At 32.8% G+C, this 16,422-nt stretch carries 14 protein-coding genes and 2 pseudogenes; all 16 read right to left on the bottom strand.

The genetic code is table 11. The features are described 5' to 3' along the window. Positions 1–21: 21 nt before the first annotated feature. On the bottom strand, positions 22–231 hold the full coding sequence (locus P5P87_RS19420; protein ID WP_278020318.1) for a YMGG-like glycine zipper-containing protein: 210 nt from the start codon (positions 229–231) through the stop codon (positions 22–24). Next, positions 203–457, bottom strand: coding sequence for a hypothetical protein (locus P5P87_RS19415; RefSeq protein WP_278020317.1), 255 nt, complete (start codon positions 455–457; stop codon positions 203–205). The genes P5P87_RS19420 and P5P87_RS19415 overlap by 29 nt, the downstream gene beginning before the upstream one ends. A 409-nt stretch (positions 458–866) precedes the next feature. Continuing rightward, positions 867–2,141, bottom strand: a complete 1,275-nt coding sequence (gene kynU, locus P5P87_RS19410; RefSeq protein WP_278020316.1) for a kynureninase — start codon at positions 2,139–2,141, stop codon at positions 867–869. A gap of 310 nt (positions 2,142–2,451) precedes the next feature. Continuing rightward, on the bottom strand, positions 2,452–3,501 hold the full coding sequence (gene queA / locus P5P87_RS19405; protein WP_198855482.1) for a tRNA preQ1(34) S-adenosylmethionine ribosyltransferase-isomerase QueA: 1,050 nt from the start codon (positions 3,499–3,501) through the stop codon (positions 2,452–2,454). A gap of 399 nt (positions 3,502–3,900) precedes the next feature. Beyond that, positions 3,901–5,131: pseudogene (locus P5P87_RS19400) on the bottom strand (3-phosphoshikimate 1-carboxyvinyltransferase). A 134-nt stretch (positions 5,132–5,265) separates the two neighbouring features. Beyond that, entirely contained in the window at positions 5,266–5,592 is a 327-nt protein-coding gene (locus P5P87_RS19395) for a nucleotide pyrophosphohydrolase (protein ID WP_012022600.1), read from the bottom strand. Between the two features lie 3 nt (positions 5,593–5,595). After that, complete coding sequence (locus P5P87_RS19390; protein WP_278020315.1) at positions 5,596–7,584, bottom strand: DUF3857 domain-containing protein; 1,989 nt, start codon at positions 7,582–7,584, stop codon at positions 5,596–5,598. Between the two features lie 2 nt (positions 7,585–7,586). Continuing rightward, a complete protein-coding gene (locus P5P87_RS19385) occupies positions 7,587–7,769 on the bottom strand; it encodes a hypothetical protein (protein ID WP_278020314.1) in 183 nt (60 codons plus the stop codon). A gap of 95 nt (positions 7,770–7,864) precedes the next feature. Beyond that, positions 7,865–8,374 carry a hypothetical protein gene (locus tag P5P87_RS19380; protein ID WP_278020313.1) on the bottom strand — a complete coding sequence of 170 codons (510 nt, stop codon included), beginning with the start codon at positions 8,372–8,374 and terminating at the stop codon, positions 7,865–7,867. A 79-nt stretch (positions 8,375–8,453) separates the two neighbouring features. Beyond that, positions 8,454–8,843, bottom strand: a complete 390-nt coding sequence (locus tag P5P87_RS19375) for a hypothetical protein (RefSeq protein WP_278020312.1) — start codon at positions 8,841–8,843, stop codon at positions 8,454–8,456. Positions 8,844–8,914: 71 nt separating this feature from the next. Further along, positions 8,915–9,454, bottom strand: a complete 540-nt coding sequence (locus P5P87_RS19370) for a DUF3857 domain-containing protein (RefSeq protein WP_278020311.1) — start codon at positions 9,452–9,454, stop codon at positions 8,915–8,917. Positions 9,455–9,503: 49 nt separating this feature from the next. Further along, entirely contained in the window at positions 9,504–11,516 is a 2,013-nt protein-coding gene (locus P5P87_RS19365; protein WP_278020310.1) for a DUF3857 domain-containing protein, read from the bottom strand. Positions 11,517–11,549: 33 nt separating this feature from the next. After that, the gene (locus tag P5P87_RS19360; RefSeq protein ID WP_422854101.1) at positions 11,550–13,466 is read right to left on the bottom strand and encodes a DUF3857 domain-containing protein; all 1,917 of its coding nucleotides are present in this window, start codon (positions 13,464–13,466) and stop codon (positions 11,550–11,552) included. Positions 13,467–13,521: 55 nt separating this feature from the next. Next, on the bottom strand, positions 13,522–13,974 hold the full coding sequence (dtd, locus tag P5P87_RS19355; protein ID WP_278020308.1) for a D-aminoacyl-tRNA deacylase: 453 nt from the start codon (positions 13,972–13,974) through the stop codon (positions 13,522–13,524). Positions 13,975–14,096: 122 nt separating this feature from the next. Beyond that, positions 14,097–15,075: pseudogene (gene rsgA, locus P5P87_RS19350) on the bottom strand (ribosome small subunit-dependent GTPase A). A 254-nt stretch (positions 15,076–15,329) separates the two neighbouring features. Continuing rightward, a complete protein-coding gene (locus P5P87_RS19345) occupies positions 15,330–16,412 on the bottom strand; it encodes a bifunctional 3-deoxy-7-phosphoheptulonate synthase/chorismate mutase type II (protein ID WP_091494827.1) in 1,083 nt (360 codons plus the stop codon). Between the last annotated feature and the right edge of the window lie 10 nt (positions 16,413–16,422).

Raw genomic sequence — 16,422 nt, 5'->3', positions numbered from 1 at the left:
GTTTTTATTTCTAAAATACAATTATTCTTTCTTCTTGTTTTTGCTATCAATAACAGCTCCAGTTCCAGTTCCGACTGCAGCTCCAGCTAAACCACCAATAATGGCGCCTTCGCCTTTTTTCTTACTGACAATTGCTCCAGTTGTTGCACCAACTCCTGCACCAATTACAGCACCTTTAGCCGTTGCACTCCAGCCTTTCTTTTTAGGTGTCGCCGCCGGCGCTGCTTGCACTATTTGCTTGTTGATGTACTACTATAACTTTTTCTTTTTGAGCTTCGATTTTCTCCTCATTTAATTTCGCCATTTCAGTCTTCATCGAATCGATAACACGCTGTTTGTTAATTTCAACTTTCATTGAATCAATGCTGGCTTGCTTGGCTTTATTTACATCTTCTTTGCTCTGATTTTGGCAAGAAGTTAAAAATATCACGGTTAATAAAATATATAAGCCTTTCATGATCATAAGTTTTAAAAAATTATACATTACAAAGTTCTTAATATCTGCTATAATGATTATTACAGAATTTTTTGGAAAGTTTATAAGATTTGAAGTTTTTGAGGTTTCTCACTGCGTTTTAGTTTTCAAGCTGAATGAAATTAATCTCACAAAGGCGCGAAGACGCAAAGTTTTATATCTTTTAAATTTAATAGCGTCCAGCTTTAGCTGGATGAAAAAGTAATCAAAAGAAAAAGACTTTAGTCAAACTGCACTAGTTTGGCTAAAGCCCCTTTAACTTCATCTTTAATACCCCCAGCTAAAGCTGAAGGCTATTGAGAAAAAAATCTTTTTTAATCCTTTTAATCTGTGGCTTCAAAAAACTTTGCGCCTTCGCCCCCGATAGCTATCGGGATTGCCAAATTATTTTTTATTTCCCTAAAATCCCTTTTTTTAGAATTTGCCCAAAATCATACATGTCTTCATAAGAACAATACAAAGGAACAGGCGCCAGACGAATTACGTTTGGTTCACGCCAATCTGTAATAACTCCGTTTTTCATTAAATAATCAAATAAAGCTCTTCCTTCTCCGTGCAAAAATACCGATAATTGAGAAGCTCTTTCTTCTGGATTTGAAGGCGTGATAATTTCAAAAGTACTTTCTACTTCTTTATCAATTTCATGAAGAATAAACTCTAGATAAGAAGTAATATGATCACGTTTTTTGATTAATGCATCCATTCCAACCTCAGCAAACATTTCTACTGAAGCTAAATATGGCGCTAAAGACAGAACTGGAAGATTACTAATCTGCCATCCATCTGCTCCGTGAACTGGATCAAAAGTTGGTTCCATTTTAAAACGGCGTTCTTTATTGTGTCCCCACCAACCTGCAAATCTTGGCAAATCTGAGTTATGATGTTTTTCATGAACAAAACAACCCGAAGCATTTCCTGGACCCGAATTCATATATTTATAACTGCACCAAGCGACAAAATCTACATTCCAATCGTGAAGTTCTAATTTGATATTTCCAGCAGCGTGAGCCAAATCCCAACCTACTTTTGCTCCAACTTTTTGTCCTGCAGCAGTTATGGTTTTAATATCAAAAACTTGCCCTGTATAATAGTTCACTCCACCAATTAAAACCAAAGCCAATTCATCCCCAACTTCTTCAATTTTGGCTAAAACATCTTCCAGACGAATATTATGTTCTCCTTCTCTACGTTTAATTTCTACAATTGCATCTTCTGGTTTGTATCCGTGAAAATTCACCTGACTTTGAAACATATATTGATCTGATGGAAAAGCTTTTTCTTCACAGATAATTTTATAACGTTTCCCTTTTGGCTGATAAAAAGAAACCATTAATAAATGAAGATTTACAGTCAAAGTATTCATCACCGTAACTTCTGATGGAAGTGCACCCACAATTTTACTCAATGGTTCAGCAAATCTTTCTTGATAATCCCACCAAGGTTTTTCAGCATAAAAATGACCTTCGACAGCTAGCTCTGCCCAATCGTTCATTACTTCATCTATATAAGCTTTGGTACGTTTTGGTTGTAATCCTAAAGAGTTTCCAGTAAAATAGATTACTCGTTTATCATTTACTTTAGGAAAAATAAATTGTTCTTGATAATCGTTTAATGCGTCTTTCGAATCTAGCTCTCGTGCAAATTCGCGTGTATTTTGAAAAGTCATTGTCTTTTTTGTTTTGTCTGCTAAAATAACAAAAATTGTTTGTTTTGTTTCAGATTGATATGCTTTGTGTGTTTTTTAACGCAAAGAGCGCAAAGTCTTTTTTTATCAAGGCTAACGTTTATAAACGCTAAGTTCGCAAAGCTTTGCGTTCTTTTGTTTCTGGTAAACACATACTGAGCAAAAAAACTTTACGCTCTTTGCGTTTAAAATTTCTCAACGAATGCCAAACTTGAAACCTGAAACTTGAAACAAATAAAAAACCCGACAGGTTATAAAAACTAGTCGGGTCTTATTATACTATAAGTTCTAATTAAAGAATTAACATCGCGTCTCCGTAAGAATAGAATTTGTATCCTTCTTTGATTGCTTCGTCGTATGCTTTTTTCATTAAATCATGTCCACAGAAAGCAGAAATCATCATCAATAATGTTGATTTTGGTGTGTGGAAGTTTGTAATCATACAGTTTGCAATACTGAAATCGTGAGGAGGGAAAATAAATTTATTCGTCCACCCTTCGTATGGATTCAAAGTATTTGCAGAAGAAACAGAACTTTCAATTGCGCGCATAGAAGTTGTTCCTACAGCACAAATACGTTTTTTCTTTGCTTTTCCTTCGTTTACAATATCACAAGCTTCTTGAGTAATAATCAATTCCTCAGAATCCATTTTGTGTTTAGATAAATCTTCAACCTCAACTGGGTTAAAAGTTCCTAAACCTACGTGTAAAGTTACTTCAGCAAAGTTCACTCCTTTGATTTCTAATTTTTTCAAAAGGTGCTTAGAAAAGTGTAAACCAGCAGTTGGCGCCGCTACAGCTCCTTCTTCTTTTGCATAGATTGTTTGGTATCTTTCTGCATCTTCTGGAGTAACGTCTCTATTGATGTATTTAGGAATTGGAGTTTCTCCAAGTTCTGTCAATTTGTTTCTGAATTCTTCATAAGAACCATCGTATAAGAAACGTAATGTTCTACCACGAGAAGTTGTATTGTCGATTACCTCAGCAACTAATGAATCATCATCACCAAAATAAAGTTTGTTACCAATACGGATTTTTCTAGCTGGATCTACTAAAACGTCCCAAAGGCGTTGCTCTGAATTTAATTCTCTTAATAAGAAAACTTCAATTCTAGCTCCAGTTTTTTCTTTGTTTCCGTACAAACGTGCAGGAAAAACTTTTGTATTATTTAGAATTAAAACGTCTCCGTCATCAAAATAGTTGATAACGTCTTTAAACATTTTATGTTCGATAGTGTTTTTTTTACGGTCAATTACCATTAAACGAGATTCATCTCTATTTTCTGCTGGGAATTCAGCCAAAAGTTCTTTCGGTAAATTGAAATTGAAGTGTGATAATTTCATATTTGAATTGTTGATTTTAGAGTGTCGTTTTTAGATTTGTTTATCTAAAATTTTAAATCGGTTGCAAATATACGATTGTGAGATAGGCGTTGTCAAGTGTTTTGACGTTTATTTTCAAAAGTCCTTGATTTTGTGAGGTTTCGAGATGCGTTAAAAGTGCTTTTTTTCTATAAAAAAGATTTTCAACATATTATTGTCATTTCGACGAAGGAGAAATCTTAGTAAGTAACTCCATTCCAATAAGCTAATCTTTGTAGAGCTTCTTGTGGAGATTTCTCCTTCGCCGAAATGACAAACTTTATGAGTACAATCAAATTCACAAATAAAAAAGCCTCTGGTTAAAACCAGAGGCTATGTTTTATCGAACTTTAATTTAAATGAACTTATATGGTTCAAAAATTACAATTCTGAGATTTGAAAATTCAAGGCTTTTAAATCATTCCAAAAATCTGGGTATGATTTAGAAACTACTTCGGCATCATCAATAATAATTGGAACTTTTATTGCTAAAGGTGCAAAAGCCATTGCCATACGGTGATCGTTGTAAGTTGCAATATGAACATCGTGATTTATTTTTTCAGAACGTTCTAAAGTCAAACTATCATTAGTCACAGAAATATTAGCTCCTAATTTTGTAAGCTCAACTTTTAAAGCTTCTAGTCGGTCTGTTTCTTTAATTTTTAAAGTATGAAGACCTGTCAAATGGCATCCAATTCCTAAACCTAAACAAGTTACTACGATTGTTTGAGCGATATCTGGTGTATTGTTCAATTCAAAATTTATGTCTTCGTAATTGAATCCAGAAACTTTCTCCAAAGTCATTTTGTTGTTTTGGAAAGTAGTTTTCACTCCCATTTTTTCATAAAGAGAAACTAATTCAGAATCTCCTTGAAGACTGTTTTCTTTATAACTGCTTAAAGTTATTTTTGCAAGCATCTGCCAAAGCCACAAGACTAAAGAAATAAGAAGCCGAACTCCAGTCAGATTCTACAACCATTTCTTTTGATTCAACAGTTTCTTTTGGATAAACTTTGATTACGTTTCCTTCAAAACTTGTTTTAATATCTAAATCATTAAGCAATGCCAAAGTCATTTTGATATACGGAATCGAAGTAATTTCTCCTTCTAGAGTCAATTCTAAACCATTATCTAATTTTGAAGCCACTAATAAAAGAGCCGAAATATATTGGTCGCTCACATTTGTCGCCAAGTTTACTTTTGAAGCCGTAACTTTTTTTCCTTTAATTCGAATTGGCGGATATCCTTCTTCTTTTTCATAAGAAATCTCAACACCCAATTGTCTTAAAGTATCAACCAAAATTTTAATTGGACGCTCCTGCATTCTGCTAGAACCTGTCAAGACTACTTCTCTTCCTTCGTTAACCGAAAAATAAGCAGTTAAGAAACGCATTGCAGTTCCAGCGTGATGAATATCTACAATTTCGTCATTTCCTGCTAAAGCTTTTTGCATCACTTCGCTGTCATCAGAGTTTGAAGTATTGGCTAAAGTGATATTTGGAAATAATGCTTTTAATAACAATAAACGGTTCGTTTCACTTTTTGAACCTGTAATATTTAGTTGCGAATCATCAATAGTAAATATTGAATTCGTGCTTAGTTTTAAATTCATTTTTTTTATTGTAAGTTGTGACTTATGAATTATGAATAATTAGAAACATAATTCAGCCCCGCAATTTACCACTCCACATTCATAATTCAAAATTCAAAACTCATAATTCAAAACTTATGAGCGATATTTCACAATTATTTCAATTTATCATTGTTTTTATGACGATCTTTATCTCTAACCGATTTTAGATCCATTTTTTTGTCAAAAGCAGCCTGTAAATCAATTCCTGTCTGATTTGCCAAACATAGCACAACAAAAACAACATCTGCAAGTTCTTCTCCTAAATCTTTGTTTTTATCGCTTTCTTTTTCAGATTGTTCTCCATAACGACGAGCAATAATTCTGGCAACTTCACCAACTTCTTCGGTTAGCTGCGCCATATTAGTCAATTCGTTAAAGTAACGAACTCCGTGTTCTTTTATCCAAGTATCAACATCTAACTGTGCATTTTTCAAATCCATCTTTTATATCTTTTTAAGAATTATTTTTTCATTTTGGCTTACGATCATCTTCTGAAAAAACTCTTTTATCATTCTGTAATCCTCAGTCGCAAAAATACTACTGTTGATTTCTTTTTGGCTCACAATTTGAATTTTGTTTTCTGTAGCCGAAAAATTTAAGATAAAGGACATCTTCTTGTCCTCTGATGCTATTCTGACTGGTTTTGGAAGTGATTCTACAGTATATCCTTGCGGTATTTCAATATTAAAATTGAACTTTTCTAAGTTTTTATATCCAAAATAGACAGGCATTTGTCTTTTTTCCTGATTGAACGGATTTTTACTTTGAGTAAAAAACAATAGAGGATTTACGAAAATCTTCCCTTCAATAATATCTGAACGGCTGCTTGAATCAAAAGAAAAAGTCTCTATAACCGATTGATCTAAATTTGACTTCTGATTCTCTATTTTATAATTTGAGACAGACAAACCTCCCAATCTATTTTCAAATTTTTCAAGATAAGCGTCTTCTGATTTTGCATTGTTTTCTACTCTAAAACTGTAAGCATCGTAATCTGTGTGTTGAATCCTGCCTTGGCCATTCATTTTACCATCGGGATGTATTTTAACTATAAGACTATAAATTTCTTTAGATAGTATTATTGGATCTAATTCGATTTCCTCAGAAGCTCCATCTTTTTTGATCAGCCTTCCTTTCCAATTTAATACATTTAATGGTAAAATATTGGGAGCTGTGAGTTTATGAGATGCATCTAGAAGAATTCTTTTACCATCAATTTCGGCTGCTGCTATAACATAATTAAATCCTGTTCTTGTTGGATAAACCGGAAGTCCGTTTTGAATTGTGCTTACCAAAACAGGATTGGCTTCTATACCAGCCGCACGAAGCATATTTATCAAAATAAAATTAATTTCAGCAACATTTCCTGTCTGATCTTTATACGCTTTTTCGACTCCTTTTTCTGTGTAGCAACTATTAATCTCATTCCAATTCATTCGGTTTTTGACATAAGTAAAAATCAGATTTAATCTTTCATTTTTATCCTCTACATTTGGCAGCAATTTATTTAAGTCATCTGTAAATAAAGAGGCTTGATTAAGCTGTTTACCAAAACTATCATCTTTAAAAATAGTTTTTGCTACCCCTTCCCATGTTAAACTGTAATCTTTTATAGGCTGATCTGGAAGTCGAACTCTCTCTAGTTCTTGCTGAATGCTTCCGCGATAATTTTCGAGATTATTAATGTATGGTTCCTCTTTTAAAGCAGGAACATCTTTTCCTGTATAAAAGGTTTCAATTTGTTTATAGCTAAATGAGCTTGTCTGACTATAAGCGTTATCAAAACTCTGACTGCCATTTGTGAATTTAGATTCTGTTTCGAGTGGAATTCCTCCAATTAAAATTGGTTTATAAATATAAAATTCTGGAATTTGAGTTTTATAATAAAAATAGTCTACCGGAATATTAAACTGAATATCAAAATCTGGAAATTTCCCAAGATTCTCAGATCTTAAAACATACTTGTATTCAATAACAGAACCTACTTTTACATTTGGCAATGTAATAGTCTTTTCTTTCCAGTATTGATTAATTTTATTTTTGAATGTTCCTTGATTGTCTAATTTAGTTTTTACAATGTTTCCGTTTTCCAAATTATACGTAACCGCTTCAGAAAATTCTAAACGGTCCTCATTTAATTTTTCATAACCAATATAAAAACGCACTTTCTGGTCGGCCCAGCTTAAACCTTCTTTTTTATAAATTTTGATTTTTACCTCACAGACATGATTGGCATAAAACCCAACATCTTTGTTATAACCAAAATAAGTCCTTCCTTTTTTAAACAAGATAGCAGCGGGTGCGCTGCTATCTTTAGGATGAACTTTCTCTTTTAATTCTGCAATTGTTACTTTGCCTAATTCATAATTTTGAGCTTGAATTGTCATTGTACTCCAAAAAAAGGGAATACAAACTAGGAGAAATCGCAACATAATTAAATACGTTTTAAAACTATTTTTTCAGTCTGTTTTGTGATCATTTCTTTGTAGTAATCTTTCAGAATTCCGTATTGTTCTCTAGATATTATAGAGGAGTTAATTTGATGTGACACTAATAATTGCAGTACATTATCGTTGACTGCAATATTGTATCTAAAAACTCCAAGATCTTCCTCCATAACCAATACGCCTGCAAGAGGAACTGTTTCTAGGGTATATCCTTCTGGGATTCGAATACTAATATTGTACTTTTCTAAAAAAGGAAATCCAAAATCTACGGGATATTCTCTTGTTTCTTGCTTAAACGGATTTTTTGTACTAGCAAAAAAAGCATTGGCTTAACGTATATTTTATCTCCAATTACCTCGCACAAATTGGTGCTTGTAAACGAAAAGCTTTCTACAGCAGGCAGCAAAACATCTTTTTCATTTGTACGGCTGTAATCGCTTATTTCAATTTTATCATATTTATTTTCAAGATTGTCTAGATAAGCGTCTTCTTTAAGATTTTCAAAACTATTTCTGCAGTTCATTGCTTTGTGCTCTGTGTACTGACATCTTACTTTTCCGTTTATTCTTCCTCCCGCTTCAATTGTATAATCGACTGCAATATTATCTGCGACAAATTTTTTAGGTGCTAAATCAATACTTTCTGACGTTCCGTCTTTACGAATCAATCTTCCTATCCAATTTAAATCTCTTAAAGGAAGAACGTTTGGAGTTGAATATGGATCGGTTGCATCGAGTAGTATCATTTCGTCTCCAGTTTCAACTGCGGCAATCACATAATTGAAAGCATTTAAATTTGGAAAATAAGCAATCCCATTAGAGCGTGTACTAATTAAAACAGGATTCGCAGTAAGTTTAGCAGACTCGAAGCATTGCTGTAAGCATCAAATTAATATCTGCACTATTTCCTGTTTTTTCTTTGTAGGCTTTTCGAACTCCTTTTTCGCAAGAATATCCATTATGCTGATTCCATTTTACATTTGATTTTACATATTCTAAAATTGATGTAATTTTTGCATCAGGTTTAACTTTTCCCTCTAATACAACTTTCAGGTCATCTTCAAAATAGCCAGATTTGTTCAGTTCTACTCCAAAAGAATCAAAATCATAAATTGTTTTGGCAACACTTGTCCAGTCTGATGAAAATGTTTTATAAAACTGTCCAGGAACAGCAATTCTTTCTAACTCTAAAGAAATTCCAGTTCTATAATTGTCCATATTATTTACAAAAGCTTCCTCGCGCATTGCTGGAAGATTCTGAAAAACATAAGTGGTTTCTGTTGCAATATAATGGTAAGTGTTCGCTATTTTTGAAGTTATTTTAGGAGGAAAAAACCTTTCAGATTTCTTTTAAACTCAAAAGCATCTGGAAGAGTTGTTTTTAATTCAGAATAATTAACTGGAATATTTTCCTGAATATTCCAATGATAAAGACTTGAAAATCCTCCTTCTTCTGTAAATTGATACTCTATAATAGAACCTTCTTTAACTTCTGGAAAAGCTATTTTTTTGATCCAATAACTGCTGTTCGTTTTTTCGATAAACTCGTTTTCAGGTTTCAGTTTTGTCTTTACAATTTTTCCGTCTACCAAATTGTAGGTATAAGCGCTTACTATATTTACGTAACTAAGTTTTCCGGTCGCAAAATAAATCAGGACGTTTGACAAATTATATCCTTCACTTTTATAGATCTTAACTTTCTTTGTGGTGGTCTTTTGGGAGTTTCCATTTGCATTAAGATCAATAGCAATATTACTATACAAAATAGCAAGAACAGCGGCAGAATCTTTAGGATGCCTTTTTTCTTCTAACTGCGCTATTGTAACATTTCCTAAAGAAGCGTTTTGCGCATTCATTTTCAGAAATGCGCAAAATAGAAGAATAGAAATTAAGAAAGTTCTCATTTTAAATACGTTTTAAAACGATTTTTTCTGTTTCTTTTGCAATCATTGTTTTATAATATTCCTTCAACATTTCGTATTTTTCAGCAGATACAATTGCTTCATTTATCTGATGTAAAATAGACAGCTGTAAGGTATTTCCATTAGCCAATATATTAAATTTAAAAGCTCCCAGATTGTTCTCCATCGATACAGCGGCTGGGGCTGGCAATGTTTCAACCGCAAAACCATCTGGAATTTTAATTGTAATATTATATTTATCTGCAAAAGGATAGCTAAAATCTACCGGATACTCTCTTAACTCCTGCTTAAAAGGATTTTTATCGTTGGTAAAAAACAACATCGGACTTACATAAATTTTCTCTCCAATAAGCTCACATAAATTATTTCCAGTAAATGAATAAGTTTCAACCATAGGAAGCAATATATCATTCTCATTAGTTTTAGAATATTCACTTATTTCTATTTTATTATTTCCATTTTCAAGTTTTTCTAAATATTCTTCTTCTTTAAGATTGCTTATTTTGCTTCTTGTAATCATGGCATTATAATCTACAGACTGTCTTCTGGTTTTTCCTGTTACTTTCCCATCGGCTTCAATATTGTAAGTCATAAAAACATTATCAGAAGATGTTTTTTCCGGCATTAAATTAATCTCTTCAGATGTTCCATCTTTTCGTATTAATCTTCCTGACCAGTTTAGAACTCTAAGAGGCAAAATATTTGGTGTAGAAAATTTTTCTGATGCATCTAATAAAATATATCCATTAGGAGTTTCTACTGCCGCAATTACGTAATTGAATGCCGTTCTGTTTGGAAACAAAGCAATTCCGTTTGAACGCGTACTAACTAAAACCGGATTTGCAGTTAAACCCGAGTAGCGTAACATTGCTGTCAGCATCAAATTGATATCAGCAATATTTCCTGTTTTTTCTTTGTACGCTTTTTTAACTCCGTTGTCACATCCATAACCAAAATAGTTATTCCATTTAACGTTCGATTTTACATGATTAAAAATAGTCCATATTTTCTCTTCTTGCGTTTTCGAGTCTACGAGCAGTTTTTTCAAATCTTCTTCAAAATATCCTGTTTTATTTAATTCAGGTCCAAAATCGTCATAATCATAGATTGTTTTTACCACCGAATTCCAATCTGTAGAAAAGGTCTTAAATGGTGAATTAGGATATTTTGTCATTGATAATTCTTGACTTAGACTTACAGTATAATTATCAATATTATTGACATAATTTTCATCTTTTAACGCTGGCAAGTTTTCTGCAATATAAGCAGTTCTTGTTTCTATAAAATCCAATTTTTCTTGTGAAGCACTTCCGCTCACAACTCCATTTCGGCCTTCTCTGTATGTATATTGGATTGATCTATTGTTTTTTTCTTCAATAATTTTCGGACTTACATATCCTTTAAAATTTCTATTATAAACAAAATATTCTGGAACATACATTTTAAACTCCGAATAATTTACAGGAATTGTGCTCTGAAAATTCCAATCTCTTGGACTTCCAATACTGTTATTTTTTATTATATATTTAAATTCAACAATAGAACCTTCTTTAACATTTGGCATAGTAAAAACCTTCTGAGCCCAATATTTATTGATTGCTTCATCAAATTCCGCTTCACCTTTTAATTTAGTTTTCTCAATTTTTCCGTTAACTAAATTATATGTTGTCGCGTCAGAAATAAGAACTTTCTCTTTAGATCCGTTTCCTGCTATATAATATCTTATTTTTTTTGTGGCCCAATCGTAGCCTTCTTTTTTATAGATTTTAATTTTAGCTGTTACCTCCAACTGCATTGTAAAACCATTGTCTTGATCGTAGTCGAAAACATTTTGTCCTTTCTCAAAAAGTATGGCCGCAACTGCCGAAGAATCTTTCGGATGCACCTTTTGTTCAAGTTCGGCAACAGTTACTTTTCCTAGCTTGAATTCCTGCGAAATTATTTTGGGAGAAAATAATAAAATCGCAGATAACGTAAATAGTTTAATGATTTTCATTGGTAATTTTTGGTTGGTTTTGGGTTATAATTGTTAGTTTTTGGTCAATATTATTTTGGCATTATCGTTTCTAGAAATTTGTTCCATAAACAAGCGGTACTCATCATATTCTTTGTTAGAATATTTTCCTTTGTTTAACAACATAGATCTTTTGTAGGTTAGCTTGCTATTGTCTTTCTTAATGATTTCGGTTTTATATTCTCCAAATTTTCCTTTTAACTCATAATTTGAAGGTAGAAATTCGATGCTAAAACCTTCTGGAAGATTGATTTCAATTTCATCTGTATCTAAATAACCACGCTGAATTTGAAATGGATTTTTACGGTTTCTAATTCGTTTTACACTTCCTGTATATTGATTAAAAGCATCAACTACAAACATCATTTTATTGCCCGAAAGCGTACCATAATTTGCTGCGCTTAATTGAACATCTTCAGTAAAACGAATATTTTCTTTATCATTTGTAAAAGTGATTTTACCTAATTTCAAATTGTTAATATTATCCCAGTAATCTTTATAGTGTTCTTCTTTTTCATTTGGTGGCATCGTTTCTACTCGAGATTTAGAAGCATATACACTTCCTTGCGATGCAATTTTTAAAACACCAGAAAAATTACCCGTCTGATCGATTGTGTAAACCCCTTTTCCATCTTGTATATTTCCTTTATCATCATAGATTTTAGTTCTTACAATCTCACCGCCTTCTGGTTTTACAACCAAAACATTACGATCATCTGTAAAAGTTCCTTGATATCCAAAAGGATCATCTTGACTAGTACATTCTAACCAGATGTAACTATCTTTATTAGGAATTGCCAGAATCATATGATTTCCTTGCATCGACACAAAATCAGTTTGAATATCTTCTTTGTAACGGTCACCATATAAAATCGTGTTGTACGATGGAACGTCTACAACCTGCAAAAGTGCCTTTGTATAATTTGATAATGCTTTACAATCTCCATATCCTAAGCGATCAACGTCGTTGGCCAACATCGGTTTCCAGCCGCCAATTCCAATCGCAATATTTACATATCGTGATTTTTTCTGCATGTAATCGTAAATTATTTTGGCCTTCTTAACTGGGTCTTTTTCATCGCCAACCAAAGCTTTGATTTTTGTTTTTGTCTCTTCTGTTAAAACAGTTGTACCGCTTAAGATTTTGTCGCCATACCATTTACCAAATGCTTCCCAAGTAGTTGCATTTCCGTCAACTCCCTCTAAGTGGAAATTTTCTAACCCCATCATAACTTTAGGAAAAAGATCTGAAGGGGAAGGACTAAGATCTTCTTGTTTTTGAGCTACAATATTTGTCGCTAAGTAACTTAAATTGGTTTCTGTGTCTGCTGTCTTTTTTATATTGAAGTCATCAAATCGGAACTCCTTTTTCTTAAAGCCCAATCCTTTTGGAAAAGTAACATTCAGCAAGCATTTTTCTATACTTACATTATAACCACCAACAAAATACCATTTTGGTATAAATGCAGTATTTGAAGTTTCGACTTCGCACGTAAAAGCAACCGTAAAAGGATACGAAATAGGAGTATAATCTAAATAAAGCACTCTGCTATCTGAAAAAAGAGTACTTCCTCCTACCGCGCTTTGATCTTTAAAGTCTTTTCTTTTGATTTTTTTTATCTCATTCCCTAATGCATCATAAACGACAGCTTCAATATTTTTTACCGAAGTTGTTTTATCATAATGATTGTAGGCATTGATGTCTCTTAATCCTTTTTCATTTAAAACAGAAACAACTCTTTGGATCTTGATATTCATACTTCTTTGTGAAGCAATAACAATATCCATTTGGTCTAAACGAAGAACTGCATTTGCATTCTGTTTTAAACTATCTGGAATAGAAAGAATAGGATAAGTGCTCTTTTGAGCGAATGAAGTAAGGTTTATTAAGAGTAAAAATAATGCGGAAAAAGGATTTTCATTAGTAAGGATTTTCGTCAAATATATATTATTTTCAGAAATCCTTAACAAATGTTTAATAATATTTTTACTCCCTGTTTTTGCTATCCATTACAATGGTAACAGGTCCGTCGTTTAGAAGATTTACTTTCATATCTGCACCAAAAATCCCTGTTTGCACTTTCTTGCCAAACTCTTTTTCTATTGTTTGAACAAACTTCTCGTAGGTAGGAATTGCAAAATCTGGTTTTGAAGCTTTTATATACGATGGACGGTTTCCTTTTTTTGTTGATGCGTGAAGCGTAAACTGGCTAACAACAATAATATCGCCGTCAATATCCTGAACTGAGCAGTTCATAACATCGTTTTCGTCTCCAAAAATTCTCATTTTAATGATTTTACCCGCAAGCCAATCAATGTCTTCTTGCGTGTCGGCATCTTCTATTCCGACTAAAACCAATAAACCCTTTTTAATATCTGCTGTTTTTTGACTATCAACTGTTACAGATGCCTGAGAAACTCTTTGAACAACTACTCTCATTCTTTACTATTATTTTTAGCCACAGATTACACGGATTAAAAAGATTTTAATATCAACGTATTAGATGCACTGCAGTGCATCTCTACAATAAAATCATTTCCGTATTCTGTTTTGGAATTTATTTACTTTCTTGTTTCATCACTCGCAGCACGATCTTCCCCATAAGTATCAGTTCGATAGTGCTCTTCGTCGCCTTCAAGAATTTTCAAATAACTATTGTAGCGAGACCACGCAATTTCGTCTTTTTCTAAAGTCGCTTTTATGGCACAATGTGGTTCTTCTTTATGCAAACAGTTGTTAAACTTACACTGATCCTTAAGTCTGAAAAATTCTGGAAAATAACCGCTAATTTCTGATGGTTCCATATCGACGATTCCGAAACCTTTAATTCCTGGAGTATCGATAATTCGGGCATCAAAAGATAAATCATACATTTCGGCAAAAGTAGTTGTATGCTGTCCTTGTTTGCTTTGTTCTGAAATGACCGAAGTTTTTAAATGAAGACTTGGTTCAAGTGCATTTACTAAAGTTGACTTTCCAACGCCTGAGTGTCCAGAAAACATGCTAACTTTACCGATCATCATTTCTTTTAGCTTATCAACGCCTTTATTTTCTGTCGAAGAAATACGAAGACATTTATATCCAATTTCAGAATAAATATGCTCGCAAATAAAGCTGATCGTCTAAAGTCTGTTCTGTTAAAGTATCAATTTTATTAAAAACAAGTATAGCTTCAATTCCATATGCTTCAGCTGTAACTAAAAAACGATCAATAAAACTTGTAGTTGTTGGCGGATTATCGATTGTAATCAATAAAAAAACCTGATCGATGTTTGAAGCAATAATATGAATCTGCTTAGATAAGTTAACCGATTTACGAACGATATAATTTTTTCTTTCGTGAATATTATGAATCATTCCGGTTACGGCATCAGATGTTTCCTCTAATTCATAATCGACTATATCACCTACAGCAATAGGATTGGTACTTTTAATACCTTTTATTCTGAATTTCCCTTTCATGCGGCATTCGACAAAATCTCCATTTTTAGATTTTACGGTATACCAACTTCCTGTAGATTTATAAACGGTTCCTGTCATTCTTTAATTTTAGATTGCGGACTTTAGATTAAAACTAAATTCTTTGCAAAGATAAATGAATAATTTAAACCATATAAGTTATATAAGTGAATATAAACACAAGCTTTTTTATAACAAAAATCCCCATCACTTTTTTCAAAGCAATAGGGATTTTAAAAAACAATCTAATTTTAAATATGTGATATAATTAAACTCAATAACAAAAATTTTTCAATCTTAAATTATCTTATACCACTTATGTGTTTTAGAAAAAATTATGCGTTGAAAATTTTCTCTTGGTGACCAATACTTTCTTGGTGAATTGCTTTAAACATTCTTAAAACGAATTCCTCAGTAAGACCTTTTTTCTCACCTTCTAGAATCATTTTTCCTAAGATTTCGTTCCAACGGTTATTTTGAAGGATCGCAACGTTTGCATCTTTTTTCACTTGACCAATTTCGTCAGCCACTTTCATACGTTTTCCTAACAATTCTAATAAGTTAGCATCTAAAACGTCGATGTTTGCTCTTAATTTTTTCATTTTTTGGCTGTACTCGTCTGTAGTATCATCCGTTTTTCTGATAGTCAAATCTTTAATGATTTGTTTCAAAGCATCTGGAGTAACTTGCTGAGCTGCATCAGACCAAGCATTATCTGGATCGATGTGTGTTTCGATAATCATACCATCGTAGTTCAAGTCTAAAGCTTCTTGAGTTACTTCGAAAATCATTTTACGATCTCCAGTAATGTGAGATGGATCGATGATTAATGGTAAATCAGGGAATTTATTTTGCAATTCGATAGCAATTTGCCACTCTGGAATGTTTCTGTATTTTGTTTTTTCGTAAGTAGAGAAACCTCTGTGAATAACACCTAATTTCTCGATACCTGCCATGTGTAAACGCTCAACACCACCTAACCATAAAGCTAAATCTGGGTTTACAGGATTTTTAACCAAAACAATTTTATCTGTTCCTTTTAGTGTATCAGCAATTTCTTGAACTGCGAAAGGGTTTGCAGTTGTACGTGCTCCAACCCATAAAACGTCGATATCGTATTCTAAAGCTAATTTACAGTGAGCTGCAGTTGCTACTTCAGTTCCCATTAATAAACCAGTTTCAGCTTTTGCTTTTTGCAACCATTTTAATCCAATTTCTCCAATACCCTCAAATCCTCCTGGACGAGTTCTTGGTTTCCAGATTCCAGCTCTGAATACGCTTACTTTTGAATCTTTCAATTCGTGAGCGATTTTCAAAACTTGATCTTCAGTTTCTGCACTACAAGGTCCAGCTATCACAAGTGGGTGATTTAAATTGAAATCTTCTAACCACTTTCTCATTTCTTTTTTATTTTCCATCTTAATTCTA

Origin of the sequence: Flavobacterium ginsengisoli, from assembly GCF_029625315.1 — a bacterium.
GTDB lineage: Bacteria > Bacteroidota > Bacteroidia > Flavobacteriales > Flavobacteriaceae > Flavobacterium > Flavobacterium ginsengisoli.
Note: the sequence above shows the minus strand (reverse complement) of the source record. Positions and strands in the feature narration are given on the sequence as shown.